At 61.2% G+C, this 26002-nt stretch carries 31 protein-coding genes and 1 other RNA gene; 22 read left to right on the top strand and 10 right to left on the bottom strand.

Annotated features, from left to right (window positions below):
* Positions 1 to 71: 71 nt before the first annotated feature.
* From pheA to gyrA, 4 genes are all read right to left on the bottom strand, one after another.
* Positions 72 to 1142 (bottom strand): prephenate dehydratase, encoded by a 1071-nt coding sequence (gene pheA, locus CNX70_RS08155; RefSeq protein WP_096238333.1) that lies wholly within the window; start codon positions 1140 to 1142, stop codon positions 72 to 74.
* A gap of 179 nt (positions 1143 to 1321) precedes the next feature.
* The gene (gene serC, locus CNX70_RS08150; protein WP_096234296.1) at positions 1322 to 2413 is read right to left on the bottom strand and encodes a 3-phosphoserine/phosphohydroxythreonine transaminase; all 1092 of its coding nucleotides are present in this window, start codon (positions 2411 to 2413) and stop codon (positions 1322 to 1324) included.
* A gap of 24 nt (positions 2414 to 2437) precedes the next feature.
* Positions 2438 to 3022, bottom strand: coding sequence for a DUF2059 domain-containing protein (locus CNX70_RS08145; RefSeq protein WP_096234295.1), 585 nt, complete (start codon positions 3020 to 3022; stop codon positions 2438 to 2440).
* 107 nt (positions 3023 to 3129) lie between these two features.
* Positions 3130 to 5823: a DNA gyrase subunit A gene (gene gyrA / locus CNX70_RS08140; RefSeq protein ID WP_096234294.1), complete on the bottom strand. Its 2694-nt coding sequence runs from the start codon at positions 5821 to 5823 to the stop codon at positions 3130 to 3132.
* Between the two features lie 134 nt (positions 5824 to 5957).
* Here gyrA and CNX70_RS28095 point away from each other — a divergent pair, with 134 nt between their 5' ends.
* From CNX70_RS28095 to ssrA, 5 genes are all read left to right on the top strand, one after another.
* The gene (locus tag CNX70_RS28095; RefSeq protein WP_157750951.1) at positions 5958 to 6185 is read left to right on the top strand and encodes a hypothetical protein; all 228 of its coding nucleotides are present in this window, start codon (positions 5958 to 5960) and stop codon (positions 6183 to 6185) included.
* A 164-nt stretch (positions 6186 to 6349) separates the two neighbouring features.
* Positions 6350 to 7060: an outer membrane protein OmpA gene (gene ompA, locus CNX70_RS08135; protein ID WP_096234293.1), complete on the top strand. Its 711-nt coding sequence runs from the start codon at positions 6350 to 6352 to the stop codon at positions 7058 to 7060.
* Positions 7061 to 7187: 127 nt separating this feature from the next.
* Positions 7188 to 7883: a bifunctional 2-polyprenyl-6-hydroxyphenol methylase/3-demethylubiquinol 3-O-methyltransferase UbiG gene (gene ubiG, locus CNX70_RS08130; RefSeq protein WP_096234292.1), complete on the top strand. Its 696-nt coding sequence runs from the start codon at positions 7188 to 7190 to the stop codon at positions 7881 to 7883.
* A gap of 68 nt (positions 7884 to 7951) precedes the next feature.
* Positions 7952 to 8656: an HAD family hydrolase gene (locus CNX70_RS08125; protein WP_096238332.1), complete on the top strand. Its 705-nt coding sequence runs from the start codon at positions 7952 to 7954 to the stop codon at positions 8654 to 8656.
* 83 nt (positions 8657 to 8739) lie between these two features.
* Positions 8740 to 9100, top strand: a transfer-messenger RNA (tmRNA) gene (gene ssrA, locus CNX70_RS08120).
* A gap of 154 nt (positions 9101 to 9254) precedes the next feature.
* Here ssrA and CNX70_RS08115 read toward each other — a convergent pair.
* From CNX70_RS08115 to CNX70_RS08090, 6 genes are all read right to left on the bottom strand, one after another.
* Complete coding sequence (locus CNX70_RS08115) at positions 9255 to 9755, bottom strand: hypothetical protein (protein ID WP_096234291.1); 501 nt, start codon at positions 9753 to 9755, stop codon at positions 9255 to 9257.
* A 228-nt stretch (positions 9756 to 9983) separates the two neighbouring features.
* The gene (locus CNX70_RS08110) at positions 9984 to 10622 is read right to left on the bottom strand and encodes an SOS response-associated peptidase (RefSeq protein WP_096234290.1); all 639 of its coding nucleotides are present in this window, start codon (positions 10620 to 10622) and stop codon (positions 9984 to 9986) included.
* 10 nt (positions 10623 to 10632) lie between these two features.
* Positions 10633 to 11190, bottom strand: coding sequence for a hypothetical protein (locus tag CNX70_RS28090; RefSeq protein WP_157750950.1), 558 nt, complete (start codon positions 11188 to 11190; stop codon positions 10633 to 10635).
* Positions 11191 to 11473: 283 nt separating this feature from the next.
* Entirely contained in the window at positions 11474 to 11689 is a 216-nt protein-coding gene (locus CNX70_RS08100; RefSeq protein WP_096234288.1) for a hypothetical protein, read from the bottom strand.
* The gene (locus tag CNX70_RS08095; protein ID WP_244199073.1) at positions 11686 to 12747 is read right to left on the bottom strand and encodes a phage portal protein; all 1062 of its coding nucleotides are present in this window, start codon (positions 12745 to 12747) and stop codon (positions 11686 to 11688) included. Before CNX70_RS08095 ends, CNX70_RS08100 begins: the two co-directional genes overlap by 4 nt.
* Complete coding sequence (locus CNX70_RS08090) at positions 12744 to 14555, bottom strand: terminase ATPase subunit family protein (protein ID WP_096238331.1); 1812 nt, start codon at positions 14553 to 14555, stop codon at positions 12744 to 12746. The genes CNX70_RS08095 and CNX70_RS08090 overlap by 4 nt, the downstream gene beginning before the upstream one ends.
* A 137-nt stretch (positions 14556 to 14692) precedes the next feature.
* Between CNX70_RS08090 and CNX70_RS08085 the strand changes: the two genes are divergently transcribed.
* The 17 genes from CNX70_RS08085 (at position 14693) to CNX70_RS08010 (ending at position 26001) form a co-directional block, all read left to right on the top strand.
* Positions 14693 to 15481: a GPO family capsid scaffolding protein gene (locus tag CNX70_RS08085; protein WP_096234286.1), complete on the top strand. Its 789-nt coding sequence runs from the start codon at positions 14693 to 14695 to the stop codon at positions 15479 to 15481.
* 48 nt (positions 15482 to 15529) lie between these two features.
* Positions 15530 to 16546 (top strand): phage major capsid protein, P2 family, encoded by a 1017-nt coding sequence (locus CNX70_RS08080; protein WP_096234285.1) that lies wholly within the window; start codon positions 15530 to 15532, stop codon positions 16544 to 16546.
* A gap of 3 nt (positions 16547 to 16549) precedes the next feature.
* Positions 16550 to 17266, top strand: a complete 717-nt coding sequence (gene gpM / locus CNX70_RS08075) for a phage terminase small subunit (RefSeq protein ID WP_096234284.1) — start codon at positions 16550 to 16552, stop codon at positions 17264 to 17266.
* 180 nt (positions 17267 to 17446) lie between these two features.
* Entirely contained in the window at positions 17447 to 17875 is a 429-nt protein-coding gene (locus CNX70_RS08070) for a head completion/stabilization protein (RefSeq protein WP_244199072.1), read from the top strand.
* The gene (locus CNX70_RS08065) at positions 17875 to 18084 is read left to right on the top strand and encodes a tail protein X (protein ID WP_096234282.1); all 210 of its coding nucleotides are present in this window, start codon (positions 17875 to 17877) and stop codon (positions 18082 to 18084) included. The genes CNX70_RS08070 and CNX70_RS08065 overlap by 1 nt, the downstream gene beginning before the upstream one ends.
* A gap of 46 nt (positions 18085 to 18130) precedes the next feature.
* Positions 18131 to 18502, top strand: coding sequence for a hypothetical protein (locus CNX70_RS08060; RefSeq protein WP_096234281.1), 372 nt, complete (start codon positions 18131 to 18133; stop codon positions 18500 to 18502).
* Positions 18502 to 19065, top strand: coding sequence for a glycoside hydrolase family 108 protein (locus CNX70_RS08055; RefSeq protein ID WP_208624506.1), 564 nt, complete (start codon positions 18502 to 18504; stop codon positions 19063 to 19065). The genes CNX70_RS08060 and CNX70_RS08055 overlap by 1 nt, the downstream gene beginning before the upstream one ends.
* Positions 19062 to 19586, top strand: coding sequence for a lysis system i-spanin subunit Rz (locus tag CNX70_RS08050; protein ID WP_244199071.1), 525 nt, complete (start codon positions 19062 to 19064; stop codon positions 19584 to 19586). Before CNX70_RS08055 ends, CNX70_RS08050 begins: the two co-directional genes overlap by 4 nt.
* The gene (locus tag CNX70_RS08045) at positions 19570 to 20058 is read left to right on the top strand and encodes a phage tail protein (RefSeq protein ID WP_096234280.1); all 489 of its coding nucleotides are present in this window, start codon (positions 19570 to 19572) and stop codon (positions 20056 to 20058) included. The genes CNX70_RS08050 and CNX70_RS08045 overlap by 17 nt, the downstream gene beginning before the upstream one ends.
* A complete protein-coding gene (locus CNX70_RS08040) occupies positions 20055 to 20522 on the top strand; it encodes a phage virion morphogenesis protein (RefSeq protein ID WP_096234279.1) in 468 nt (155 codons plus the stop codon). The genes CNX70_RS08045 and CNX70_RS08040 overlap by 4 nt, the downstream gene beginning before the upstream one ends.
* A 188-nt stretch (positions 20523 to 20710) precedes the next feature.
* A complete protein-coding gene (locus CNX70_RS28085) occupies positions 20711 to 21109 on the top strand; it encodes a hypothetical protein (RefSeq protein ID WP_157750949.1) in 399 nt (132 codons plus the stop codon).
* A complete protein-coding gene (locus CNX70_RS08035) occupies positions 21106 to 21624 on the top strand; it encodes a TIR domain-containing protein (RefSeq protein ID WP_096234278.1) in 519 nt (172 codons plus the stop codon). Before CNX70_RS28085 ends, CNX70_RS08035 begins: the two co-directional genes overlap by 4 nt.
* Positions 21625 to 21731: 107 nt before the next feature.
* Positions 21732 to 22394, top strand: coding sequence for a phage baseplate assembly protein V (locus CNX70_RS08030; protein WP_096234277.1), 663 nt, complete (start codon positions 21732 to 21734; stop codon positions 22392 to 22394).
* Positions 22391 to 22732 carry a GPW/gp25 family protein gene (locus CNX70_RS08025; RefSeq protein ID WP_096234276.1) on the top strand — a complete coding sequence of 114 codons (342 nt, stop codon included), beginning with the start codon at positions 22391 to 22393 and terminating at the stop codon, positions 22730 to 22732. The genes CNX70_RS08030 and CNX70_RS08025 overlap by 4 nt, the downstream gene beginning before the upstream one ends.
* Positions 22729 to 23637, top strand: coding sequence for a baseplate assembly protein (locus tag CNX70_RS08020; RefSeq protein WP_096234275.1), 909 nt, complete (start codon positions 22729 to 22731; stop codon positions 23635 to 23637). Before CNX70_RS08025 ends, CNX70_RS08020 begins: the two co-directional genes overlap by 4 nt.
* Positions 23630 to 24250 carry a phage tail protein I gene (locus CNX70_RS08015; protein WP_208624505.1) on the top strand — a complete coding sequence of 207 codons (621 nt, stop codon included), beginning with the start codon at positions 23630 to 23632 and terminating at the stop codon, positions 24248 to 24250. The genes CNX70_RS08020 and CNX70_RS08015 overlap by 8 nt, the downstream gene beginning before the upstream one ends.
* On the top strand, positions 24247 to 26001 hold the full coding sequence (locus CNX70_RS08010; protein ID WP_096234274.1) for a phage tail protein: 1755 nt from the start codon (positions 24247 to 24249) through the stop codon (positions 25999 to 26001). Before CNX70_RS08015 ends, CNX70_RS08010 begins: the two co-directional genes overlap by 4 nt.
* The last annotated feature ends 1 nt before the right edge of the window (position 26002 follow it).

The raw sequence follows: 26002 nt of genomic DNA, 5'->3' as shown, positions 1-26002 counted from the left end.
GAATGATTGGTGAAACCCCAAAGCAAGGACCGGGGTCGGACCCTGAGGGTCCGACCCCGGTCCTTACCGGGTTACAAGCTGACCGGATACGACCCCAGCACCTTGAAAAACGCCGCATTGCTCTGCAGCTCGGCCAGCGCCTGGGCGACGGCAGCATCGTGCACATGGCCTTCCACATCGACATAGAAATAATACTCCCAGCTGCCCATGCGCGCCGGGCGCGACTCGAAGCGCGTCATCGATACGCCGTGTTTCGCCAGGGGCGCGAGCAATTGGTACACGGCGCCAGCCTTGTTCGGCACGGCCAGCACCAGCGAGGTCTGGTCCTTGCCCGACGGCGACGTCTGCAAGGTGCCCACGACGGCAAAGCGCGTGCGGTTGTGCGGATCGTCCTGGATATGGCCCTTGACCACGCCCAGCTTGTACTGCGCGCCCGCCAGTTCGCTGGCAATCGCTGCCACCGTGCCATCTTCCCCGGCCATGCGCGCCGCTTCGGCATTCGAGGCCACGGCATGGCGCGCGATGTGCGGGTAATTCTGGTTCAGCCACACCTGGCACTGCGCCAGCGCCTGCGAATGGGCGCAGATGGAGGTGACGCCATCCATGTTGCCGCTCTTCGTCATCAGGCTGTGGTGCACGGCAATGGCGACTTCACCGCTGATGATGAGGCTAGTCTGCAGCATCATGTCCAGCGTGCGGTTGACGGCGCCTTCCGATGAATTCTCGATCGGCACCACGCCAAAGTCGGCCGTTCCCGCCTCGGCGGAGCGGAACACTTCATCGATGGACGCGCACGGCAAGCCTTCGACGGCGCTGCCGAACTGCTGGTACACGGCCTGTTCGCTGAAGGTGCCGGCCGGGCCAAGATAGGCCACGGTGACGCGCTTTTCCAGCGAGCGGCAGGACGACATGATTTCACGGAAGATGGTCTGCACTTCGCGGTCGCCCATGGGGCCGGGATTGCGCTCGGCCACGCCGCGCAGCACTTGCGCTTCGCGCTCGGGACGGAACACGGGGGCCTGCGTCTCGGCCTTCACGTGGCCCACTTGCTGGGCGATTTGCGCGCGGCGGTTCAGCAGTTCGAGGATTTGCGCGTCGATCGCATCGATCTGTTCGCGCAGCGGTTTCAATTTATCGGTCATGGTGGTTTGTTTCGTCAGCTGTACTTCAATCATGGCCGCGCGGCCTGCGCCGGCGGCGGGCCGGCGCGCTTATTCATGAGAATGCCGGACAAAATGATCAGGGCTAGGCGCGTTGCCGCTGACAGTACGAATGTACGACAAGGCAATGCAACAACGCCCTGGACTTTTTGGCAGGCATTCTAGCGTCCGGCAAACTCGTTCAGATATGTCACCAGGGCTTGCACGCCCTCGATCGGCATCGCGTTATAGATCGATGCACGCATGCCGCCGACGGACTTGTGGCCCTTCAGTTGCAGCAGGCCGCGCTGCTTGGCGCCGGCCAGGAATGCGTCGTTCAGACTTTCATCGCGCAGATAGAACGGGATGGTCATGCGCGAGCGGTATGCAGGATCGACCCGGTTCTGGTAGAAGTCGTCCGCATCGAGCGCCGCGTACAGCAGCGCCGCTTTCTCAATATTACGCTGTTCCATGGCAGCCACGCCACCTTGGCGTTTGAGCCACTGGAAAACCAGGCCGGCAATATAGATGCCGTAGGTGGGCGGCGTGTTGTACATCGACTCATGTTCGGCCACGATGGTCCAGTCGAAGGCCGACGGACAGATCGGCAGCGCCTTGCCCAGCAAGTCTTCGCGCACGATGACCAGGGTCAGGCCGGCCGGGCCGATATTCTTTTGCGCGCCGCCAAAGATGACGCCGTATTGCGACACGTCGATCACGCGCGACAAAATGTGCGAGGACATGTCGGCCACGATGGTGGTGCCTGCCGGCACGCCCGGCGCCTGCTGGAACTCCACGCCGTCGATGGTTTCATTGGTGCAGATATGCAGGTAGGCGGCGCCTGGCGTCAGCTTCCACTCACCCACCGGCGGCACGCCCGTGAAACGCGTGGCCTTGGACGACGCGGCCACGTTGACGTTGGCATATTTTGCCGCTTCCTGGATCGACTTGCCCGACCACGAGCCCGTATGCACGAAGTCGACGATGGCCGGCTGCTGCGCGGCCAGGCCCACCAGATTCATGGGGATGATGGCGTTCTCGCCCAGGCCACCGCCCTGCAGGAACAGGATCTTGTAGTTGTCGGGCACGGCCAGCAGTTCGCGCAGATCGGCTACTGCCTGCTTGTAGATGGAGATGAATTCGGGACCACGGTGGCTCATTTCCATCACCGACATGCCGCTGCCATGCCAGTCCTGCATTTCCGCGGCCGCTTGCGCCAGCACTTCCTTGGGCAGGACGGCGGGGCCGGCTGAAAAATTGTAGATATGGGTCACGATACGGTCCTTAGTAAAATGAAATTATTGGGGCGGCTGCGTGGCCGCCCGCATGACTTGTTCGAGCACGGCATTCACGCGCGGAATCAGCACGCGCTGGCTGATGGCCATCGATTCGGCCGACAGCTGCGGCATGGTGGCCAGCATTTTGCGTCCCAGCGGCGTCTTGTAGAAGGCCGTCAGCTGATCGACTTCCGGCACCGTGTAAAAGCGCGCGTACAGGGGCACCATTTCGGCGCTCAGCTCGTCGATCAGGGTCGGGTCGGCCAGCACCTGCGTCAGGGTGGCGATGGCGACGGGGATTTCTTCCTCGGCGCTGGCCAGCGCGCGCGCCTTGCGCTGCTCGTCCAGCTTCGGGTTGCTGTTGATTTGCTGCTGCGCCGACTGGCGGATCATGGCGGGCACCGATTGCAGCATCTGGTCGAAGATGCTGCGCGTCAGCTGCGGGAACTGCATCGCGTCGAGCATGCGCCGCACGGCCACTTTCATGGCGGGGCTGGGCGCGACCTGGCGCGCGGGCGTGGCTTGCGTGCTCTGAGCCAGGGCCGGCAGGGTCGCAAGGAAGGCCAGCGAAAACGCGGCGAAGAAGGTGGCGACGATTTTTCTCATGGCATGCGGGACTTTATAAAAGCGGGGAAATAACCTTGGACACGCAGGTTGGCGCCGCGAGTGGCGCGCCAACAGCAATTGGGGCTCCCGAAAGAGCCCCAATTATCTTACTCCGGCTGGGCCGGATCGACAGGATCAACGGGATCGGCTGGTTCAGCCGCTGCCGGCGCGGCTGCGGCCTCCAGGCCCGCCTCCGTCGTCAGCTCGACTTCGTCGATATCCGTTTCCACCACGCGCTGCAGGCCGGACAGCTTGGTGCCGTCTTCCACGGCGATCAGGGTCACGCCTTGCGTCGCGCGGCCCATTTCGCGGATTTCCGACACGCGGGTGCGGATCAAGACGCCGCCGGTGGTGATCAGCATGATTTCATCGCTGGCATCGACCAGGGTCGCGGCAACCACTTTACCGTTGCGCTCGCTGGTCTGGATGGCGATCATGCCTTTCGTGCCACGGCCATGGCGCGTGTACTCGGTGATCGGCGTACGCTTGCCGTAACCGTTTTCGGTTGCCGTCAGCACCGACTGCTGCTCGTTCTCGGCCACCAGCAGGGCGATCACGTGCTGGCCTTCTTCCAGGTTCATGCCGCGCACGCCGCGCGCCGTGCGGCCCATCGGACGCACATCGTTTTCGTCGAAGCGCACTGCCTTGCCCGAATCGGAGAACAGCATCACGTCGTGCTGGCCATCGGTCAGCGCCGCGCCGATCAGGAAGTCGCCGTCGTCCAGGTCGACCGCGATGATGCCGGCCTTGCGTGGATTGCTGAAATCCTTCAGCGGCGTCTTTTTCACGGTACCCAGGCTGGTCGACATGAACACGTAATGATCTTCCGGGAACGTGCGGTTCTCGCCCGACAGCGGCAGGATCACGGTGATCTTTTCGTTGTCCTGCAGCGGGAACATGTTGACGATCGGCTTGCCACGCGAATTGCGCGAGCCTTGCGGCACTTCCCATACCTTCAGCCAGTACATGCGGCCACGATCCGAGAAGCACAGGATGTAGTCGTGCGTGTTGGCGATGAACAGCTGGTCGATCCAGTCTTCCTCTTTGGTCGCCATGGCTTGCTTGCCGCGTCCGCCGCGCTTCTGCGCGCGGTACTCGGAAATCGGCTGCGCCTTCATGTAACCGGTGTGCGACAGGGTCACGACCATGTCTTGCGGCGTGATCAGGTCTTCCGTTTCCAGGTCGGTCGCATTGAGCTCGATCTGCGAGCGGCGCACGTCCTTGTTGCCGACGCCGTATTCGTTTTTCGCCGCCGTCATTTCATCGGTGATGATGACGGTGACGCGTTCCGGCTTGGCCAGGATGTCGAGCAAGTCGGCGATATGTTCCATCACGTCCTTGTACTCGTTGACGATCTTGTCCTGCTCCAGGCCAGTCAGGCGCTGCAGGCGCATCTGCAAAATTTCCTGCGCCTGGTCGTCCGACAGCTTGTACAGGCCATCCGTCTGCATGCCGTAGTGCTTCGGCAGGTTTTCCGGACGGTAGGCATCGATGCCGCCTGGCGTCGTGCCGTCGCCCGTACGGGCCAGCATTTCGCGCACGACGGACGAATCCCAGGCCTTGGCCATCAGCTCGACCTTGGCGATCGGCGGCGTCGGCGCGGCCTTGATGATGGCGATGAAGTCATCGATGTTGGCCAGTGCGACAGCCAGGCCTTCGAGCACGTGGCCCCGTTCGCGCGCCTTGCGCAGTTCGAACACGGTGCGGCGCGTGACCACTTCGCGGCGGTGCGACAGGAAGCATTGCAGCATCTGCTTGAGGTTCAGCAGCTTCGGCTGGCCATCGACCAGGGCCACCATGTTCATGCCGAAGGTGTCTTGCAACTGGGTCTGCTTGTAGAGGTTGTTCAGCACCACTTCCGGCACTTCGCCCCGTTTCAGCTCGATCACCACGCGCATGCCCGACTTGTCGGATTCGTCGCGGATGTCGGAAATGCCGTCGAGCTTCTTGTCGCGCACGTTTTCGGCGATGCGTTCCAGCAAGGATTTCTTGTTGACCTGGAATGGCAGCTCGTCGACGATGATGGCGATGCGGCCGCCATCCTTGCCGTATTCTTCGAAGTGGGTCTTGGCGCGCATGACGACGCGGCCGCGGCCCGTGCGGTAGCCGTCGCGCACGCCCGACACGCCATAGATGATGCCGGCGGTAGGGAAATCGGGGGCGGGAATGATCTCGATCAATTCATCGATCGTGCATTCCGGGTTGCGCAGCACGTACAGCGCGCCGTCGATGACTTCGGTGATGTTGTGTGGCGGAATGTTCGTCGCCATGCCGACGGCGATACCGGACGAGCCATTGATCAGCAGGTTCGGGATACGCGTCGGCAAGACCGTCGGTTCCTTTTCCTTGCCATCGTAGTTGGGCTGGAAGTCGACGGTATCCTTGTCGATATCGGCCAGCAGTTCGCCGGCGATCTTGTCCAGGCGGCACTCGGTGTAACGCATCGCTGCGGCGCCATCGCCGTCGACGGAACCGAAGTTACCCTGGCCATCGACGAGCATGTAGCGCAACGAAAAATCTTGCGCCATGCGCACCAGTGTGTCGTAGATAGAGGCATCGCCGTGGGGATGGTATTTACCCATGGTTTCGCCGACCACGCGGGCGCACTTGACGTAAGGGCGGTTCCACACGTTATTCATTTCATGCATCGCGAACAAGACGCGGCGGTGCACTGGCTTCAAGCCATCGCGCGCATCGGGCAAGGCGCGACCGACGATCACGCTCATGGCGTAATCTAGGTAGCTCTTGCGCATCTCTTCTTCGAGGGAAATAGGAATTGTTTCTTTTGCGAATTGATCCATTGGCGGTTCGACTGATCTCAGGCTGTGGTTAACTTATCTGTTACGCAATGTATGACGCGATACTGCATATCCTGGGTGGCTGTCGTCGTGGGCAATTACTCGACACGCTTGACAGTCAAGCGCACGATTTTAGCATGCGCGCCCAGCTACCTGTACAAATTGGCCATGCCGACAATATTGTCAGATTGCACCAAGGCCGTGCACGCCGGCCTGCCGATAATGCACAATGGCAATACCAGTTCAAGACGCCTGCCCTTCAAAGTGGCAAAAAAAGCGATCAATTGTTACAGATGCGTTACAAACAGGCATTTTCGTTGCGCAAAAACAACGCGCGGTCTAAAATCGGGCAAGCTTTGATTTAACCACGGTCGTGTGCCCCTGATGCGTGTGGCAAAATGACTGGGAAGTTAATTGCTAGTTTCGCAATCTGAAACGAGCGCATATGGTCTACATGATAAAATCTTGGCACGTAGCACCAGTAGCGCAGTGTTGTTCTGCGGATATCACCCCCCGAAAGGAAAAAAGAATGAATAAATTTGTAACGCTGTTTTTCGCTGCATCCGCAGTGATTGCTGGCTCGGCTTCGGCCCAAACCCCAACCTCCCCACCATTCGCGCCAGTTACCACTGACATCAAAGCACCAAGCCCAAAAAGCGCTTACGTGCAAGATGCCCGCGGCGTGATCGTGCGCGATCCATTCGGTCTGTGCTGGCGCACCGGCTACTGGACACCTGCTGACGCGGTGCCAGGTTGCGACGTGCCACTGTGCGTAGAGCCAGAAACCCTGCAAGACGGCAAATGCGTGGCGCCACCAGCGCCAGTCGTACCAGCACCGGCACCAGCCGTTGTCGTACCAGTACCAGTCGTTGTTGCTCCTACCTCGGAAAAAGTCAGCTTCGCTGCTGATGCATTCTTCGATTTCGACAAAGCTACGCTGAAGCCAGAAGGCAAAGCCAAGCTCGACGAGCTGTCCGCACAACTGGGCGGCATCAACCTGGAAGTCATCATCGCTGTGGGTCACACCGACTCCGTCGGCACCGATGCTTACAACCAAAAACTGTCGGTACGTCGTGCTGATGCTGTCAAAGCCTACCTGGTCACCAAAGGCGTTGAAAGCAACCGCGTGTACACCGAAGGCAAAGGCGAGAAACAACCTGTTGCTGATAACAAAACTGCCGAAGGCCGTGCGAAAAACCGTCGCGTGGAAATCGAAGTTGTTGGTACCCGCAACAAGTAATAGCTGAGCCCCTGGACTTGCCGCAAGTCATCGCGCAAGTCAAGGACAGCATGAAAAACCCCGCCAAGGCGGGGTTTTTTTTCGTCCGTGGCTGCCCGATTGTAAAATTGCCGCTATTATTCGACCTATGAACGCCGACCCTCTCGAAATCCAAAAATTCAGTGAGCTGGCCCACCGCTGGTGGGACCCCACTTCCGAGTTTCGTCCCTTGCACGAAATTAACCCCCTGCGCCTGGAATGGATCAACGCGAAAGTGCCGCTGGCCGGCAAGCGCGTGATCGACATCGGCTGCGGCGGCGGCATCCTGGCCGAATCGATGGCCCGCAAGGGCGCCGACGTGACAGGCATCGACCTGTCCGACAAGGCCCTGAAAGTGGCCGACCTGCACAGCCTGGAATCGGGTGCCAAAGTACGCTACAAGCTGATCGCCGCCGAGGCCATGGCCGAGGAAGAGCCGGGCCAGTACGACGTCGTGACCTGCATGGAAATGCTCGAGCACGTGCCGGACCCCGCCGCCATCGTCAAGGCCTGCGCCACCCTGGTCAAGCCGGGCGGCCACATCTTCCTGTCGACCCTGAACCGCAACCCGAAAGCGTACCTGTTCGCCATCCTGGGCGCCGAATACATCCTGCGCCTGCTGCCGAAAGGCACGCACGACTATGACAAATTCATCACCCCGTCCGAACTGTCGCAATACGCGCGCAGCGCCGGCCTGGACGTCAACAGCATGCGCGGCATGGGCTACAATCCGCTGACCAAGATTTACTCACTTAATAGCGATACCAGCGTCAATTATCTGGTGGCTTGCACCCGGCCGCTGTAACCATCACGCACAATACAAGGCGGCTGCGGCCGCCATTTTTCATTCTTACTTGACACCTTTTGCCCGCCATGACCACAGACCATCTGCCAGCCCCGCGCGCCATCCTGTTCGACCTCGACGGCACCCTGGCCGACACCGCACCCGACCTGGCGGCGGCCATCAATCTGCTGCGCGCGCGCGCCGGCCTGGCGCCGACCCCGTATGACATCCTGCGCCCCACCGCCTCGGCCGGCGCGCGCGGCATGATAGGCGCGTCGTATGGCGTGCAACCTGGCGAAAGCGGCTACGAAGCCCTGAAAGACGGCTTCCTGAACAATTACGAAGCAGCTCTGGCCGTGGAAAGCCGTTTATTTGACGGCATCTCCGCCATGCTGGAAGGCCTGCAAGCCTTGGGCCTGGCCTGGGGCGTGGTCACCAACAAGGCCGCCCGCTTCACCGACCCGCTGGTGGGCCAGATCGGCCTGGGCGCCGCCGGCTGCGTGATCTCGGGCGACACCATGGCGCACCCGAAACCGCACCCCGCCCCCCTGCTGGAAGCGGCGCGCCGACTGGAACTGGCACCGCAAGACTGCTGGTATGTGGGCGACGACCTGCGCGACATCCAGGCCGGCCGCGCCGCCGGCATGCGCACGGTCGCCTGCGCCTGGGGCTACTGCGGCCCCGTCGAGCCGCAGCACTGGAAGGCCGACCACCTGCTGGACACGCCGCAGGCCCTGCTCGAGCTGGTGACTGGCGTGGTGAAGGCGGCGCAGGCGCGGCAGCTGGCCGCATAAATCGGCCTCCACTTGATCTGGCGCGCCAACAAACGAATGCATCATGCAAGAGTGTGAAGATTGCGCTACAATGAAGGTTCTGTGGGGACGACCTGGTTTCGACGTGGGTTGCAAAGCAGCGCAGGGCATACCGAGGGCGGGCTACCTCGTAAATACAACCTGAAAAAACTTAACTGCAAACGATAACTCGTACGCACTGGCAGCTTAATTGCTGTTAGCTCTAGAACACCTCGTCCCTGGGGTGGGCCGTCAAAAGCTCTAGAGTCATTTACAGGGACTCGTCTGATGCTGGGTTACTTAGCGTCCGACTAAATAATAGGTAACTCGCTTGCCCATAACGTGCACATCCGTGCTGGCTGAGTTAAATTAAATGATAGTGCTAAGTATGTAGAACTGTCTGTAGAGTGCTTGCGGACGCGGGTTCGATTCCCGCCGTCTCCACCACTGAATTCTTTAGAATCAAGTAGTTAGCAAGAAGAAGGCTGTCATTATTTGGGTTGTTTTTGGGCTGTTTTAGCCTAGGAATGACAACAAAATGACAGCCTTTTTTATGCCGCCACACTATAGGCCTGATTAGCGCTGCCTGGACACCGAACTTTCATAGTGGCACCGCTAGAAGAGGCTGGAGTTTTGCTTTGGCCTCATTAAATGCCCGTACGACATGGCGCTGAAGGTAAATGCCGTGAGAGCCGAAAAAAAAGCAGATGTCGTCCTCATAGAGCGAAGCCTGCACAAAATCGCCAATACTCAGTAGATTGCATCGCCCAAAAGCGACGTTAAACGTCGCCTTCATTCCCGCCTCAATGTAATGGTTCTCGGAGTCTGGATGACACAGTGCATCGCGCACGTACTTGATGAGGTCGGATACGTCGTTCACTCTGGCCAACTTTTTGACATCGTCGTCAAAATTGATTCTTGAAGAGAATGCTTCTGTTTTGTACATCAAGTCTCGAAGTGCTATGAGTAACTCAATGAAGGCCGCCCGAAAGAGGACATGCCTTGAGTTTGCCTGAGTAAATATTTGACAGGCGAACAGCTCATCAATCCTTCGAATCGCAGATTCGATATCACTTCTGGTCATGAAATCTAATTCTGGCATATTGCGTCCTTAAAATTAGTGGCATCGACAGGAGTTTCAGTATAACGGTCGTAGCGACCTGGCGCCGGAAGAATTGAACAAGCGCCCAAGAGCAACGGATCGGGGTCAGGCCTGACATTTCGGCACAACCTCAGGTTTCATAGAACTGGGGCCGTGAAGTTCGCCCCCCGTTAAGCTTTTGCCTGATTGTCAGACCGCCCCCTTACTCGCAACCATCCAAGCCCGTGTTCATTTTTTCACACGCGGAGGAAGCGGATCAGCTACGGCCATCAGACGTTCCGCTGGATACTGCTGGAACAAATCCTCTTCGCCCACAAGGGAACCATTGAGCCAGCCGTGATACTGGTCCGGGTCGAGGATCATCACCATCCGTTTTTCATCATCTGGCTTGTGGAAACGTTGCATCAGCGGGTGGCCATCGGCGTTGATCGTCAGCATCGAGAACGACAGCAGCAAATCTTGCGGCCGGAATTCCCATATCCCGGCGATGGCGGCCGGCATTCCATCGGCGCGCTCGATGCGCCAGCGGATCGGCTTCCCTGTTTCGTAGCAGGGTTCGAAGAAGTTACCGGCGGGGATAATGCAGAACTGTTTGCGCTTCCAGGCATTGCGGAAGGATGGCTTCTGCGCCACGGTTTCGGTGCGGGCGTTGTAAGTCTGGCGCGCCAGCTTCATATCGGCCCAATGCGGAACCATCCCGAAACATGCCGGCGCAACTTCCAGCTCACCGGGCACGTCATGCGAGGCGCGAATGATCGGCGCCATGTAGCCTGGCCAGGCTTCCGGCGGCAGGTCAAATTGAGGAGAGCGAACAGCGAAATGCTGTTCGATTTGATCGCTACGGCTGGGGGTATAGTCGGCGCACATGCCATTTATTCTACCTGCCTTCTGGCATTGGCGGCGGCTCCGTCCCGACAAAACACAGCCAGGACTGCGCATAGTCGCAAAATTGCATATCCACTTTGCTGCGCTCAAACCCTGACAACACCATGCGCCCATCCCGATACCAGAGCAAATTCACATCGAACAGTGTGTCAACGTATTTGCCGCTCTCTCCATAAGTGAAGCGGGCCAGCCTTACCAGACGGTGCAAGCCCTGATCTGTCGTTTCAACGACTTCCAACGTTCCGGGCCGTGCTGAGTTGTAGCGATCATGCAGCCGTCGCTTGGGCACCTCCACGCCAGCAAGGCGCATCTTTAACATTTTAACAATCATTGTGACACCCAAGTAAAATACTGTACATACATACAGTATATCAAGAGTTCTTGAGGTCGCAATACCCAGCAATGATGCAAGAGCGTGAAGATGAATGATGCCCAGAAAAGGACACCAGTACATGGCGCAGAACCGCGCCAGGTCGCGGCACAGCGCGAAAACAATATCGTTCCCACGTCGCAACACCGGCAGTACTAAAAGCCGCTCAAAGTGCGTCAAAATGCGTCAAATCGCGCGCCCCCTCTTCGCCCCGCCGCGCCAGTCCTCATGCGCCTTCGGCCTTGGCGCAAATTTGAGTCAAAAGACCCCTAACTAGCGGGCAGGTGTGGAGGGGGACAACTGCGCGCGCCGGGCCGAAACGGGGCTTTTTCTTGCTCTCATGGCAATATCATTCGTCGGGACGTGAAAAAGCCGCCTCATGGGCGGCCTGTGGGGTAGCTGGGGCGCTCTGGCGCGGCTTGGCTATCGCGGCCCTGCCCTGCCGGCTATCGCGGCGTTGCGGCTATCCTGAGCGACCGGCACGGGCCTTCGCCGCCTGCTCCTTCTCGTAGTCGTCGCGGCAATCAACGTTGCAGAACGGCAGGCCAGGCGCCAGCGCCTCGTCGCAGTAGTGGCAGGCGCCGTGCGCCACCAGGGCGGGCCGTCCGCGGACTGCGGCCAGGCCGCGCGCTACCTCGGCGAAGATGATCGTATCGGTGTTGTCGATATGATCGCTCATGCCGCGCCCTCCCCTGCAGCCAACTCATACGGGGCGAAGCGCACCACTTCCACGCCGGCCCATTCGTTGATCGCCATGAACTGCGACTGCAGCGGCACCAGCTCGTTGCGGGCGAAGACGCGCGCCGCTGGCTCGACGGCGCCGAAGCCGCCGGCATTGTTCGGCAGGATGCCCATGAGCTGGGGCGGCACGCGGTGCGCGGCCAGCTGGTCGTCGCGGGTCACGCTCTTGATGTTGAAAAACTCGTCCTTGGCGGCCACGTCGGAGACGGGCAGAATCTGGATGCCGTCCTTCTTGCCGTTCGGCGCGTACATGAACAGGTTGCGGAAATTGCCCGGCCCCTTGCTGTCGCGCATAGCCTGGCGCAGGTTGTCCACGTCCTGGGTGTTGGCGGCCGCGTCCGTCATGTAGAACACGAAACCGGCATGCGAGCCGTTCTTGTAGTACTTGCGGCGGAACAAGGTGGCCGCCTCGTTGAGCCAGGCCGATTGCAACGCGCTCAGGTATTGCGGCACGCCATACAGCTCCTGGTTGACGTCCGGTTCCATCAGGTGGAACACGCGGCCCTTTTCAAACTGGTGCGCCGTGCCGTGATTGGTCACGAAGAAATACGTGTCCCAGTCAATACCGCGCCGCATGTACTTGGCCAGCGCGTGCGCGAACGTCAACGGGCGCCCGCTGCGGCTGGGCCGGTCTTCCAGGTAGCAATTGCCGAAGGTCAGGAAGTCGAGCGCCAGGCGTTTGAAGGCGTCGCGCGACAAATACTTGCTGGGCATCAGTGTCGACGCCAGCACGTTGGCCTTGAAGTGGATCGCGCTGGAGTGGTGCACGCCGGCATTGAACGACTTGGCCAGGCCGGCCAGGTTGATGGGCGGCTCGTACCACTCGCCATTCTTCCAGCACTCGAAGCAGTCGAGAATGTCGCCGTGCTCGAGCACGGGCGTGGGGTCGCCGAAGGAAAACGCCTGGATGCCGGCGGCGTCCGGTGCCGGGGCTGTGGCCGTGTCTGCGCCAGGTGCGGAGCGCGCGCGGGCACGCTGATGTCGTTTGTTGCTCAAGAATAAATCTCCATGATGGATTGGTTGTTGTCGGTACTGCCTTCGAAGGGTTCGTGGTCGAGCGCGTGCATGCAGGCCCACGCCAGATCGGCGTGGCCTGTCTCGTCACTGCGCCCGGCCACATAGGTGACGTGCCGCCCGCTGGGCGTGAGGGTCTTGCGGATCGCCATGAACGATTGCGCGATGTCGATCCAGCCAGCGTCAAATTCCAGCCGGCCCTTGCTGATGATGTTTTTGGCCTTCAAGACCATGCGCGTCTTGACTTCCGGCGAGTAGTTCAGGGCCGTGACGGCTGGGAAGAAGCCCTTCACAATCGGCAGCACGCCGATGCCCATGCCCGTGGTATCGATGCCGATGTATTCGACGTTGTAGCGCTGGGTCATCTGGCGGATGGCTTCAGCGTGGTCTTCAAAGCTCTGCCCGCGCCACTGGTGGCGTTCCAGCACGCGGAACTTGCCGCCGGCCGTCATCGGCGGCGCCAGCACCACGCAGCCGGCACTGTCGCCGTTCAAGGCCGGGTCATAGCCGATCCACACGGCGCGGTTGCCGAACGGACGCAGGCCCAGCAGCGGCTTGTAGTCGTCCCATTCCACCCAGGAATCGACCATGCAGCGCTGCAGCTCGTTCAAGGGAAAGACGCTGTCCGAATCGTCGATGAAATTGCACATCAACAGGTTTTCGAACTGGTCGGGGCTGTATTCGAAGTTGCGCAGCTCATCGATGTCGAACAGGTTGCAGCCGCCGCGCTCGGCGTCGAGAATCGTGACAATCTGACGCCAGATCTTGTCTTCACCCGTAAAGCCGGACGCCAGGCGCTGGTGGCTCACGTCGATGTTGAATTGCTCGGCCTTGGCGCGGCGCTTGTTGAACAGCTCGCCCGTCCAGAACGGATAGGCCTGGTGCGTGGTCGAGGATGGCGTCGAGAAATACGTCTTGCGCCATTTCTTGTGGATGGCCATGCCCGAGGCCACCTTGTTCAACTCCTGGAAATTCTGCGTCCAAAAGAATTCATCGAAATAAAAATTGCCGTGATAACCCTGCGCCGTGCGCGCATTCGTCCCGAGGAAATACAGGTGCGCGCCGTTCGGCAGCACAATGGGATCGCCCGTCAGGTCAATGCCGGCCGCCTCGCGTGCGAATTGCACGATGTATTGCTTGAAGACGTGGGCCTGGCTTTTTGAGGCAGACAGGAAAATTTGATTGCGGCCCGTGGCCATGGCATCGGCCAGCGCCTCGCGCGCGAAGTACCACGTGGCGCCAATCTGCCGGCTCTTGAGGATGGCGCGCGTGCGCTGGTCGCCATTGCGATACCAGACCTTTTGATAGTCGAACAGCGAATCCTGGAAGGCGTCGAGCAGCTGAATACGCTGTTCGTCGCTGAAGTCGTTGCGCGTCGGCTTCTTCTTCGGACCTGCATTGCGGTTCGCCAGCTTGGGATTGAGATCGACCTCGTTGCCGCCCGGCTGCTCGTAGCGGCGCACGCGCGCCATCTGCACGATGGCGCGGGCCAGCAAGTCAATTTCCTTGAAGTCGCTGCCGCTTTTGACCTCTTTTTCGACCAACTTGATGATGCGCAGTTCGACCGCGTTTTCCACGTGCTCGATGCCCTGCGCCTTATCCCACTCGTCGCGCGCTTTCCAGCTGTTGATGGTGCTGCGCTTGATCCCCAGGTGGCGGGCAATGGACGAAATGCGCCAGCCCTTCCAGTACAGGCCGCGCGCCACGCGGCGCGGCTCGGATTCCGGCACGGCCAATTCGGCGATTTTCTCGTCGGGGCTTTGTTCGCTTTTTTGGTCAATGTCTAACATGCCGCCAGCGTAGGCCGCGCGCGCGCGGAACGGGGAAAGGCAAAAGTCGCTATGGCCCATAGCAACCCGCCCCGCATTGAATCGCCGGGCTGCAACGTTGACCATGGCGTTATCCGATCAACCGAGACCCCACCACCATGGCTAAATCCCAATTCTTCCGCGTCGCCACCGAAGGCGCCACCACGGACGGCCGCAACATCGACCGCGCCACCATCGAGCAGATCGCCGCCAGCTACAACCCGAAAACCTACGGCGCGCGCATCTGGCTGGAACACATTCGCGGCATCCTGCCCGACAGCCAATTCAAGGCCTACGGCGACGTGATCGCGGTCAAAGCCGAGGAAGTGGACACGGACAGCGGCAAACGCCTGGCCCTGTTCGCGCAAATCGAGCCGACGCCGGAACTGGTCGCCATCAACAAGGCCAAACAGAAGCTGTACACCAGCCTGGAAATCCAGCCTGACTTTGCCGACACGGCGCAGCCGTATCTGGTCGGCCTGGGCGTCACCGACAGCCCCGCCAGCCTGGGCACCGACGCCCTGAAATTCTCGGCCAACCGCAAGCAGCAAAGCACCAACCTGTTTAGCACTGCCGTCGAAGTCGAGCTGGTATTCGATGAGCCGGCGGGCGTGAAGCTGGCCGATGCCGTCAAAAACCTGTTGTCGCGCTTTTCCAATAAATCCGGCAGCGACGCGGCCCAATTCGCCGACATCAGCGAAGCCGTGCAAGCGCTGGCCGGCCACGTCGTCACCGCGAATGACAACTACGCCAGCGCCGTGGCGCGCCTGGAAAAAGCGGAAACGGCCTTGACGGCCACGCAGCAAGAGCTGGCCGCCTTCAAGACGCAGATGGACGAAGCGCCCGGCAACGCGCCGCGCCGCCCGTCCGCCACCGGCAACGACGGCACCGTGCAGACCGAGTTTTAAGCGGCCACGCCCTCACCCCACATTCATCCAACAACGGAGCACCAATCAATGAAAAAGCAAACCCGCCAGGTCTTCAGCCAGTACGAAACCCGCCTGGGCCAACTCAACGACACGGACAGCGTGGCCAAGACCTTCAGCGTGGCGCCCAGCGTGCAGCAAAAGCTGGAAACGAAGATGCAGGAATCGAGCGAGTTCCTCTCAAAAATCAACATCATGGGCGTAGCGGAACAGGAAGGCGAAAAGCTGGGCCTGGGCGTGTCCGGCCCGATTGCCGGCCGCACCGATACCAAGGCCAAGGAACGCGAAACGCGCGACCTGTCCACCCTGGACAGCACCAAATACCGCTGCGAACAAACCAACTTCGACACGCACCTGACGTATGCGAAGCTGGACGCCTGGGCCAAGTTCCCCGATTTTCAATCGCGCGTGGCCAATGCCATCGTGATTCGCCAGGCGCTGGACCGTATCGTCATCGGTTTTAATGGCATTAAGGTCATGGCCAACACCGACCTGGCTGCCAATCCTCTGCTGCAGGACGTCAACAAGGGCTGGCTGCAGCACCTGCGCGAACAAGCGCCCGAGCGCGTGCTGGGCCTCGTCGGCGCCGGCCTGCCGGGCAAGGTCATCATCGGCGCCGGCGCGGATGACGACTATGCCAACCTGGACGCGGCCGTGGTCGATGCCGTCAACCTGCTGGACCCGTGGTATCAGGAAGACACGGGCCTGGTCGCCATCGTCGGCCGCAAGCTGTTGAGCGATAAATACTTCCCGCTGGTGAACACCAAGCAAGCGCCCACGGAAACCCTGGCGACCGACATCATCATCAGCCAGAAACGTATTGGCGGCTTGCCGGCAGTGCGCGTGCCCTACTTCCCGGACAACGCCATCCTGATTACCCGCTTCGACAATCTGTCGATCTACTTTCAGGACGGCGCGCGCCGCCGCCGCGTCGAGGACAAGCCATCGCGCGACCGCATCGAGAACTACGAGTCGTCCAACGACGCCTACGTGCTCGAAGACCTGGGCCTGGCCGCGCTGGTGGAGCACATCGAGCTGAAAGCCTAAGCCATGAGCAATCTGTCTCCTGCCCTGCGCCACCGCGCGCGCATGCTGGCCGAGCGCACGGCCGGCGCCGCCGAGCCGCTGGGCGTGACCACCGGCAGCGCGTATGAGCTGATGCTTTATAAACTGTCCGATGACCGGCGCCGCCTGAAATCCATCCAGTCCGTCGAACGCAAGATCGAGGTCAAGGCCACCATGCTGGCGACCTATGCGCAATGGATCGACGGCGTGCTGGCCGGCGGCAAGGGCGCGCAAGACGATGTCGTGGCCACCCTGCTGGTGTGGCACATCGACACGGGCGAATACGACCGCGCCCTGGTCATCGCCGCCTACTGCATGGAACATGGCTTCACCCTGCCCGATGGCTACAGCCGCGACATCCCCACCATGATGCTCGATGAATTCGCCGCCGCCTACCTGCAGGGCAAGCTGGGTGACAATCCTCAGCATGCCGTGGCCGTGCTGGGCGCCGTCGAAGCCATGACGGTCGCCAGCGACGCGCCCGACCAGGCGCGCGCCAAGCTGCACAAGGCCATCGGCCTGGCCATGGTGGCCGTGCTGGACCAGCAGGACGCAACGGACATCGCCCCGGCCCTGCTGGAACAAGCTGGCGTAGCCATGGCGCAGTTGCAGCGTGCGCGGGCTTTGTCCGAGTCCGTCGGCGTCAAGAAAGACATGGAACGGCTGGAGCGGCGCATCAAGCGCGCGGCCGATTCCAGCTAAAGAGCAGCCCCCGGCGCACAGGCGGCACGGGGGGATTCTGGCGAATTTACCTGCCTGATGAACCCCGTCCACCGCCTCCCCTTTCACTCCCACCGCAGACACCATGTCCTTTATCGCCCTTCCTCCCGCGCACCAGGTGCCGCCAGCACGCCGCCGGCGCCCAGCCCCACGCCCGGCATCGTGGAAAACGATGGCTGGTTTCCCGACGTCACCCTGGAAGAAATGCGCGACGCCATGCGCCTCGATGGCACCGTCACCGACGCGCGCCTGGTGCAAGCCGTGGTCGATGCCATCCTGCAGGTCAACCGCGAGCTGGCCGCCTGGCAAGGCGTGCATGCGGCCGCCGGCATCACCGCGCTGGCGGATGTGCCGGCCACGCGCATCAACCGCGAAAGTCGTTTGCTGGCGCAGTACCGGCGCGCCGTGTACAGCACGGCCAAGGCGGACTTGATCGAGCGTTACCGCGACTACGACACCACGGCGTCGTCCGCCAGCGACAAGAAAAGCATGGAATGGCTGGACGAAGCGCCAGGCGCCCAGCGACGCAATGCGCAATGGGCCATCGCCGATATGGTCGGGCGCACGCACCTGACGGTGGAATTGATCTGATGCAGGTGCGCACGCAGCAGCACGACACGGTAGACGCCCTGGTGTGGCGCTACCTGGACGACGGCGCCGGCTACGTCGAGCAAACCTTGGAACTGAACCCGGCCCTGGCGCGGCACGGCGCCGTGCTGCCGGCCGGCCTGGTCGTCACCCTGCCGGAACCCGTGGCCAGCACGGCCACCTTCGCCGACGTTGTGCAGCTATGGGACTGACTTTTTTAACAACCTTCAATTCATCTTAATCATGGAGAAACAAGCTATGTCCGCAGAATCGTTTGGTGGCTTCGCCGCCCTGGTCAAACTGTACGGCTTCAAGGCCGCGCTGGGCATGATCGGCGCCGCCATGCTGTACATCGTGCTGCCGCCCTTGAACAGCGACGGCACCTTCAACAAGGGCGAATTCGTCGCCCGCCTGGCCTGTGCCGGCGTGTTTTCCTGCCTGCTGGGCGGCACTGTGTACCAGCTGCTGTGCGCGCAACTGCCGGCCATCGGCGCCATGGTCAACGCTTCCTCCGTTGACCTGATCGTGGGCGCGCCCGGCTGGTGGGTATCGCGCGCCGTGGCCCTGTGGTTCCAGCGCCGCAGCGACAAGGACATCGCCGAGCTGGTCAAAGACGCGAAGGAGCACTGATGGCCAGCACCGACAACAATGTGCTGATCGCGCGCGTGATCGATGACGTGCTGCGCACCGAAGGCGGCTACGTGAACGACCCGCAAGACAAAGGCGGCGAAACCAACTTCGGCATCACCGTGGCCGTGGCCCGCGCCAACGGCTACACGGGGCCGATGCGCGACTTGCCCGTGGCGCTGGCGCGCGCCATCTACACGGCCCGCTACATCACGGGCCCGAAATTCGACCAGGTGCTGGCCATGCACGCCGGCATCGGCGCGGAACTGATCGACACGGGCGTGAACATGGGGCCGCGCGTGGCCGCCGAATTCCTGCAGCGCTGGCTGAATGGTTTTAACGACACGGGCGCGCGCTATCCCGCGCTCACCGTCGACGGCAACCTGGGCACCCAGTCACTGGGCGCGCTGGCGGCCTTTCTCGCCTGGCGCGGCCAGGAAGGCGCCACCGTCATGCTGCGCGCCCTGAACGGACTACAGGCGGCGCGCTATCTGGACATCACGGAAGCGAACAAGACGCAGCGCCGCTTCCTGTTCGGCTGGCTGCGCACGCGGGTGGCGCTGTGATCGAGGCGCCGCCCTGGTGCACGCTGGTCGTGGGCCTGCTGGCGGGCGCCGTGCTGGGCTGGACCGTACAAGGCTGGCGCAAGGACGCCGCCCTGGCCGACTTGCGCCGCACGGCGGCCACCACCCAGGCAACGGCCGCTGCAGCGCTGGTGCAGGCCACAGGCCGCGTGCTGCAACTGGAGCGCGCGGCCACCGGCCAGCTCGCCGCGCGCACCGATCAACTTACCGAGGAAAACCAGCATGCACAAAATGACCGCGACCGCTTTATGGCTGACGTGCGCAGCGGCGCTCTGCGCCTGTCACTCCCCGTCGCCAGCCATTGCGCTGGCACTGGCGCCAGCACCACAGATTCCACCGCTGCCAGCGGCGATCGCCAGCAAGCGCGTGCCGAACTTGACCTTGCGGCTGCGGCAGCTCTTGACGCCATCGCCAGCGACGGCGACGCCGCCACCCGCCAGCTCAACGCCTGCATCGACGCCTACAACCTAGTGCGAGACACCTACCATGTACAAACCGAATAGCCTGCGCCAGCACCTGGCCGCCGCCATCCCCGAACTGCAGCGCGATCCCGACCGCCTCGTCGTTTTTGTCGACGAAGGCAACGTGGTGGCCACCGCCACCGCCTCCCTTTCCTTCGAATACCGTTTTAAATTGAACCTGATCGTGACCGACTACGCGGGCGACGCGGACGCCATCATGGTGGCCATGATCGCCTGGCTGAAAGTCCACCAGGCCGAACTGATGGCCAACGAGGAACAACGCAAGGGCGGCATCAGCTTCGAAGTGGATTTTAATAACCACGAAACCGTCGATATTTCGATTAAGCTGGACTTGAGCGAGCGCGTCATCGTCAAGCGCGGCGAAGGCGGCCGCCACGACATCAAACACGCGGCCGAGCCGCAGGGCACGCCCGGCTATGCGGACGCCTTCTGGACGCTGTACGACGGCGACACCCTGCTGGCCGAATGGCAAGTGCCGCAGGCGGCGGCATGAGCGACGACCTGTACGCGCTGGAAGCGTGGGCCGGCGCCCTGCTGGCCAAGCTGGCGCCGGCCCAGCGCCGCGCCATCAATCACAAAGTGGCCATCGACCTGCGCCGCAGCCAAGCGCAGCGCATCAAGGCGCAGCAGGGGCCGGATGGCGCGGCCTATCCCGCGCGCAAGAAGCGCAAGGAATTCAAGGGGAAGAATGGACGCATCAAGCGCCAGAAGGCGGCCATGTTCGCCAAGATGCGCACCGCCAAACACCTGAAAGTAAAGGCGACCGGCGACCAGATCGAGGTCGGCTTCTTTGGCTGGGTGGCACGCGTGGCGCATGTGCATCAGTTTGGCCGGCATGACCGCGTTAGCAAGAAGGGACCGGCCTTCAAGTACCCGGAGCGGCCACTGCTGGGATTGAGAGAACCGGATCGGACGTTGATACGCGAATCGCTTCTGCGTCATATCGCAAAAAACTAATATGCATCAATGTAAAATTCAACTGACATTAGTTATCAAATGAGTTAGAGTCGCATGAGACTCATAGCTAGGAGAAAATTGAGGAAAGTTAAGAAAATATATGCTTTACACAGGTTAAAGCCTTTGCGCTGAGACACGCCGATTAATGCTCACGTCAGGGTATCATGTGAGCACAGAAAAAATAGCTTATGTTCAATCTCTTAATTTCATCTAATCCAAATAGTTGGTCTGGAGAACCTTATGAATTCGACAAAAGTCGAGTCGCCGTTGAGTACACTGTCGACGAAATCAGCGAAAGATACAAGTCTCTTGATAAAACTGCTATCGAAGAATTAAAGAGCTTCCCAACCTTATTTGTGACCGAGAACGAACAAACGGAGTCTCGAATTGGTCGTATCACAAACATCCGAGTCCAATCCACGAAAGTTTTAATTGAGTATGAATTCAGCCCAACTTTCCCACCATTACCGAGGGGATCTATTGAAAATATCCGATCTCAAATTGATCTTGGAAAATACGAGCTAAATCGTACTCACTGGGCAATCAAAGACGAGCCAATTTTTGATATTCTTTTGAAAAAAGAATGATAACAGCCCAACAATTTGAAGCATCGCAAAAACTCATCTTCGCCAATCACCCAGATCCGCTACTTATTCCTACGCGGCCTGGTGAGTTCAATACGAAACAAGTTTTTATTGTTCATGGGCACGATGACATTGCAAAACTTGAAATGGCATCATTTGTAAAGAGCCTTGAGTTAGAGCCTATCATTCTTCACCTTCAGGCTAGTTCAGGTAGAACAATTATTGAAAAAATTGAACACTATTCTAACGTTGGATTTGGAGTCGTCTTATATACGCCGTGCGACGTTGGGGCCAAAGTCGGCGCACTTTCTTCAGCTTATAGGGCAAGGCAGAACGTTGTCTTTGAACACGGGTATTTAATAGGAAAGCTTGGACGTCCTAGAGTTGCTGCGGTTGTTAAAGGACTGATTGAGACTCCGAACGATATTAGCGGAGTTGTCTACTTAGCTCTTGATGACGCAGGCGAATGGAAAGAAAGTTTGAAGATAGAACTGAGGGCGGCAGGGTACAACGTATGACCACCAACTCTACTACCTATCGATAAATCGAGCTGCGGTAGTCGCTAAGCTGAATATCAACCCGCCCCCGCGTGCATCCGCACGCGGACTTCGGCAACATGCAATGCATGAACGCCGACCTATCCGACCTCCTCCGCTTGCTGCAAAACCTGATCCGCTTGGGCACCATTGCCGAGGTCAAAGGGGCCAAGGCGCGCGTGCGGCTCGGGCCGACACTCACCACCGAATGGCTGAAATGGGCCACCCCGCGCGCCGGCAGCACGCGCACTTGGTCCGCGCCCACCGTGGGCGAACAAGTCATCGTCTTTTCCCCTGGCGGCGACCTGACGCGCGGCATCATCCTGCCGGCGCTGTACTCGCAGGCGTTTGACGCGCCAGAGTCCAGCGACACCATCCACACCACGCATTACCCCGACGGCGCCGTGGTGCAGTACGACCATGCAGCCCACGCCCTGACGGCCAATTTACCCGGTGGTACCGCGACCATCACCGCCGATAAAGTCACATCAAACGCACCCAGCACCATCTGCACGGGCGATTTGACCGTCATGGGCAATCTGCTGGTCAAACTAGCGACGACCGTCAACGGCGCCACCACTCTGAACGGTGGCGTCAACGCCAAGGCCGGCGCCGCTGGTGGCGTGGCCATGGCCGTGCAAGGGACAATCAAGGCGACCGACGATGTGCTGGCCGGCGTCATCAGCCTGCTCAAGCATCCGCACGGCGGCGTCAAGGCCGGCGGCGACAAGTCGGGCGGGCCGCAAGCATGATGGGCATGCACGCTTCCACCGGGCGCAGCCTGACGGGCCTGGACCACCTGCGCCAGTCCGTGGCCGATATCCTTACGACGCCCATCGGTTCGCGCATCCGGCGCCGCCGCTATGGCTCCGAAGTGCCCGAGCTGATCGACCAGCCCCTGAACAGCGCCACGCAATTACGCATTTACGCCGCCACCGCCTTTGCCCTGCGCCGCTGGGAGCCGCGTTTGCAGCTGGCCAGCGTGCAGCTGACGCGCGACACAGACGGCGCCATCACCGTGCTGCTCGATGGCACGGCGAATGGCCAGGGCATCACGCTGGCCGTGCCAGTCAAAGGCGGCGCCGCATGAGCACGCCCATCGACCTGACCCAATTGCCCGCGCCCAGCGTGGTGGAAGTGCTGGAATTCGAAGCCATCCTGGCCAGCCGCAAGGAGCACCTGGTGAGCCTGCTGCCGGAAGCCCAGCGCGCGGCCGTCACGGCCCTGCTTGAGCTGGAATCGGAACCGGCCACCAAGCTGCTGGAAGAAAACGCGTATCAGGAAACCATCCTGCGCAACCGCGTCAACGAGGCGGGCAAGGCCGTCATGCTGGCATTTGCCCTCGATGGCGACCTCGATCAACTGGGCGCCAACGTCAACGTGGCGCGCCTGGTCATCACGCCGGCCAATCCCAACGCCCTGCCGCCCGTGGCCGCCGTCATGGAAGACAACGACGCCTACCGCCTGCGCATCCAGGAAGCGCCGGACGGCCTGTCCGTGGCCGGCCCGAAAGCCTCCTACGAATTCCACGCCCGCAGCAGCGACGGCCGCGTCAAGGACGCGAGCGCCACCAGCCCCGCGCCGGCGCACGTCACCGTCACGGTGCTGGCCAACAACGACACAGGCATCGCCGACGCCGCGCTGCTGGCCACCGTGGCGCGCGCGCTCAACGCCGAGGAAGTGCGCCCCCTGGGCGACCGCCTGACAGTGCAGGCCGCCCAGGTCATCGACTACCAGATCGAGGCCACCTTGTTTATCGGCGTCGGCCCGGAAGTGCCGATTCTGCTGGACGCCGCACGCGCCAACGCCGTGCACGTATCGCAGCCGCGCCGCCCGCTGGGCCACAGCATCTACCGTTCCGCCTGCAGCGCCGCCGTCCACGTCGAGGGCGTGCGCAAGGTCATCTTGACCAGCCCGGCGGCGGACATCGAACTGAACGCCACCCAGGCCGCGCGCTGCACGGCAATCAAGCTCAATGTGGTGCGCGATGAATAGGACCGTGCCCACCCTGCCGCCCAACACCACGGCGCTGGAGCGCGCCATTGCCGGGGCCTGCGCCGAGCTGGTCAATGTACCCGTGCCGCTGCGCGAGCTGTGGAACGCCGACCGCTGCCCGGTCAAGCTGCTGCCGTTCCTGGCTTGGGCTTGTTCCGTCGACCGCTGGGACGACGCCTGGCCCGAATCGATCAAGCGCGGCGCCATCAAGGCGGCCTATTTCATCCACAAGCACAAGGGCACGATTGCCGCCGTGCGCCGCGTGGTCGAGTCCCTGGGCTATTTGATCCGCATCACCGAATGGTGGCAGACCACGCCGCCGGGCGTGCCGGGCACCTTCCGCCTCGACGTCGGCGTGCTCGATACCGGCATCACCGACGCCATGTTTCAGGAAATGGAACGCCTGATTGCCGACGCCAAGCCCGTCAGCCGCCACATGACGGGCCTGGCGATTTATCTGGAAAGTCGCGGCAGCATCTACGCGGGCGCTTGCGCCTACCACGGCGACGCCATGACCGTGTATCCCTGGATCGCGGAAACCATCGAAGTGCGCGGCACGCTGTTGCAGGCCGGCGCATCCCATACCATCGACACCCTGACCATCTATCCATGAGCACATACTTTGCCATCCTGACCGAAGTGGGCGAGGCCAAGCTGGCCAACGCCATCGCCCTGGGCCAAACCCTGAAACTGAAAAGCCTGGCCGTGGGCGACGGCAACGGCACACTCCCCCTGCCCGAGCGCAAGCAAAAAGCGCTGGTGCACGAGGTGCGCCGCGCGGGCCTGAACCAGCTAACCGTCGACCCGGCCAACACCAGCCAGATCATCGTCGAGCAAGTCTTGCCCGAGGACGTGGGCGGCTGGTGGATACGTGAAATCGGTATCTTTGATGAGGCCGGCGACCTGTGCGCGGTGGCCAACTGCCCGCCCAGCTACAAGCCGCTGATGGCCGAAGGCAGCGGCCGCACGCAAGTGGTGCGCATCGTGCTGATCGTCGCCAGCACGGCCGCCATCGAACTGAAAATCGATCCATCCATCATCCTGGCCACGCGCAAGTATGTCGATGACCAGGACATTACCGTGCGTGCCTACAGCGATGCGCAGCTGGCCAAGCACCTGGCCGCTGTTGATCCGCACCCGCTGCTGGCCAAGGTCGCCTATGTCGATCAGCAGGACGCCAGCGCGCGTACCTATGGCGACCAGCAACTGGCAAAGCACCAGGCCGCTCTTGACCCGCACCCACTGCTGGCGAAGGTTGCCTACGTCGATCAGCAGGATGCCAGCGCGCGCGCCTATGGCGATCAGCAACTGGCCAAGCACCAGGCGGCGGCCGATCCGCACCCGCTGCTGGCCAAAGTCACCTATGTCGATCAGCAGGACAGCAATGTCGCTGCCTATGGCGATCAGCAACTGGCCAAGCATCTGGCCGCTGACGATCCGCACCCGCTCCTGGCCAAGGTCGCCTACGTCGATCAGCAAGACGCCAGCGCACGCACCTATGGCGATCAGCAATTGGCCAAGCACCAGGCCGCCGCCGATCCGCACCCGCTCCTGGCCAAGGTCGCCTATGTCGATCAGCAGGACGCCAGCGCTCGCGCCTATGGCGACCAGCAACTGGCCAAGCACGCAGCGGCTGCCGATCCGCATCCGCAATACAGCATGAAGGAGGTGGCGACGCCGCCGAAGTTCGACGCGTCGGGCAAGCTGGTCAATGCCGATTTTGTGCAGCGCGCGCAAGGAAACATGGTGCGCTATGCCGACGTCATCGAGAGCCGCACGCTCACCGCCGAGGATATGGGTTGTGCCGTGTACTTCCCGTATTCGGGTAGAACCATCACCATTCCGCCCCCCGAATCGCTGGGCATTCCCAACAATTCCGGCAAGTGCGTCAGGTTCTTCGGGCTCTTCAATAGCGGCACCATCCTTGCCGCGCCAGGCGTGAATATTGGATTTGATGTCGGCAGCGTGCCAAGCATCACGATCAAGCCGGGGCAATTCCTGACCCTCATGGCGACCGGCTCCGGCGTCTGGCAAGTCATCGAATCTACCGCCGAACTGTGGCGCAATGCCGACTTTACGCCGCACTTGGCCAGCACAGGAAGCCAGCCCTTGCCGGGCGGCTTCATTCTGCAATGGATCGCTGCCGCCAATGCCGGCGGCAGCGGCACGGCAGCCGATACGCCTTACGACATGGCTTTTCCCAATGCCGTCGTCGCTGTTTCCGCCATCCATATCGGCAGCGATACGTCCGTCAACATCACGGTCGATGGCTCTGCCCCCAACAAGCTGGCCGGCGTACGCCTGCGCAGCAACTACACCAATGGCGCCAGTGTCATGGCCTATGTCTTAGCGATTGGATACTAAC

The sequence above is a fragment of the Janthinobacterium svalbardense genome (assembly GCF_002327145.1).
Classification (GTDB): Bacteria; Pseudomonadota; Gammaproteobacteria; order Burkholderiales; family Burkholderiaceae_D; genus Janthinobacterium; species Janthinobacterium tructae.
This window is presented reverse-complemented; position numbering and strand designations above follow the sequence as displayed.

Bases quoted from the DNA above. Each gene is read 5' to 3' on its own strand.
- pheA (WP_096238333.1), bottom strand. From the start codon at position 1,142: ATGACCGATAAATTGAAACCGCTGCGCGAACAGATCGATGCGATCGAC.
- CNX70_RS08145 (WP_096234295.1), bottom strand. From the start codon at position 3,022: ATGAGAAAAATCGTCGCCACCTTCTTCGCCGCGTTTTCGCTGGCCTTC.
- gyrA (WP_096234294.1), bottom strand. From the start codon at position 5,823: ATGGATCAATTCGCAAAAGAAACAATTCCTATTTCCCTCGAAGAAGAG.
- CNX70_RS28095 (WP_157750951.1), top strand. From the start codon at position 5,958: ATGCGCGCCCAGCTACCTGTACAAATTGGCCATGCCGACAATATTGTC.
- ompA (WP_096234293.1), top strand. From the start codon at position 6,350: ATGAATAAATTTGTAACGCTGTTTTTCGCTGCATCCGCAGTGATTGCT.
- ubiG (WP_096234292.1), top strand. From the start codon at position 7,188: ATGAACGCCGACCCTCTCGAAATCCAAAAATTCAGTGAGCTGGCCCAC.
- CNX70_RS08125 (WP_096238332.1), top strand. From the start codon at position 7,952: ATGACCACAGACCATCTGCCAGCCCCGCGCGCCATCCTGTTCGACCTC.
- CNX70_RS08115 (WP_096234291.1), bottom strand. From the start codon at position 9,755: ATGCCAGAATTAGATTTCATGACCAGAAGTGATATCGAATCTGCGATT.
- CNX70_RS08110 (WP_096234290.1), bottom strand. From the start codon at position 10,622: ATGTGCGCCGACTATACCCCCAGCCGTAGCGATCAAATCGAACAGCAT.
- CNX70_RS08100 (WP_096234288.1), bottom strand. From the start codon at position 11,689: ATGAGCGATCATATCGACAACACCGATACGATCATCTTCGCCGAGGTA.
- CNX70_RS08090 (WP_096238331.1), bottom strand. From the start codon at position 14,555: ATGTTAGACATTGACCAAAAAAGCGAACAAAGCCCCGACGAGAAAATC.
- CNX70_RS08085 (WP_096234286.1), top strand. From the start codon at position 14,693: ATGGCTAAATCCCAATTCTTCCGCGTCGCCACCGAAGGCGCCACCACG.
- CNX70_RS08080 (WP_096234285.1), top strand. From the start codon at position 15,530: ATGAAAAAGCAAACCCGCCAGGTCTTCAGCCAGTACGAAACCCGCCTG.
- gpM (WP_096234284.1), top strand. From the start codon at position 16,550: ATGAGCAATCTGTCTCCTGCCCTGCGCCACCGCGCGCGCATGCTGGCC.
- CNX70_RS08065 (WP_096234282.1), top strand. From the start codon at position 17,875: ATGCAGGTGCGCACGCAGCAGCACGACACGGTAGACGCCCTGGTGTGG.
- CNX70_RS08060 (WP_096234281.1), top strand. From the start codon at position 18,131: ATGTCCGCAGAATCGTTTGGTGGCTTCGCCGCCCTGGTCAAACTGTAC.
- CNX70_RS08055 (WP_208624506.1), top strand. From the start codon at position 18,502: ATGGCCAGCACCGACAACAATGTGCTGATCGCGCGCGTGATCGATGAC.
- CNX70_RS08045 (WP_096234280.1), top strand. From the start codon at position 19,570: ATGTACAAACCGAATAGCCTGCGCCAGCACCTGGCCGCCGCCATCCCC.
- CNX70_RS08040 (WP_096234279.1), top strand. From the start codon at position 20,055: ATGAGCGACGACCTGTACGCGCTGGAAGCGTGGGCCGGCGCCCTGCTG.
- CNX70_RS28085 (WP_157750949.1), top strand. From the start codon at position 20,711: ATGTTCAATCTCTTAATTTCATCTAATCCAAATAGTTGGTCTGGAGAA.
- CNX70_RS08035 (WP_096234278.1), top strand. From the start codon at position 21,106: ATGATAACAGCCCAACAATTTGAAGCATCGCAAAAACTCATCTTCGCC.
- CNX70_RS08030 (WP_096234277.1), top strand. From the start codon at position 21,732: ATGAACGCCGACCTATCCGACCTCCTCCGCTTGCTGCAAAACCTGATC.
- CNX70_RS08025 (WP_096234276.1), top strand. From the start codon at position 22,391: ATGATGGGCATGCACGCTTCCACCGGGCGCAGCCTGACGGGCCTGGAC.
- CNX70_RS08020 (WP_096234275.1), top strand. From the start codon at position 22,729: ATGAGCACGCCCATCGACCTGACCCAATTGCCCGCGCCCAGCGTGGTG.
- CNX70_RS08015 (WP_208624505.1), top strand. From the start codon at position 23,630: ATGAATAGGACCGTGCCCACCCTGCCGCCCAACACCACGGCGCTGGAG.
- CNX70_RS08010 (WP_096234274.1), top strand. From the start codon at position 24,247: ATGAGCACATACTTTGCCATCCTGACCGAAGTGGGCGAGGCCAAGCTG.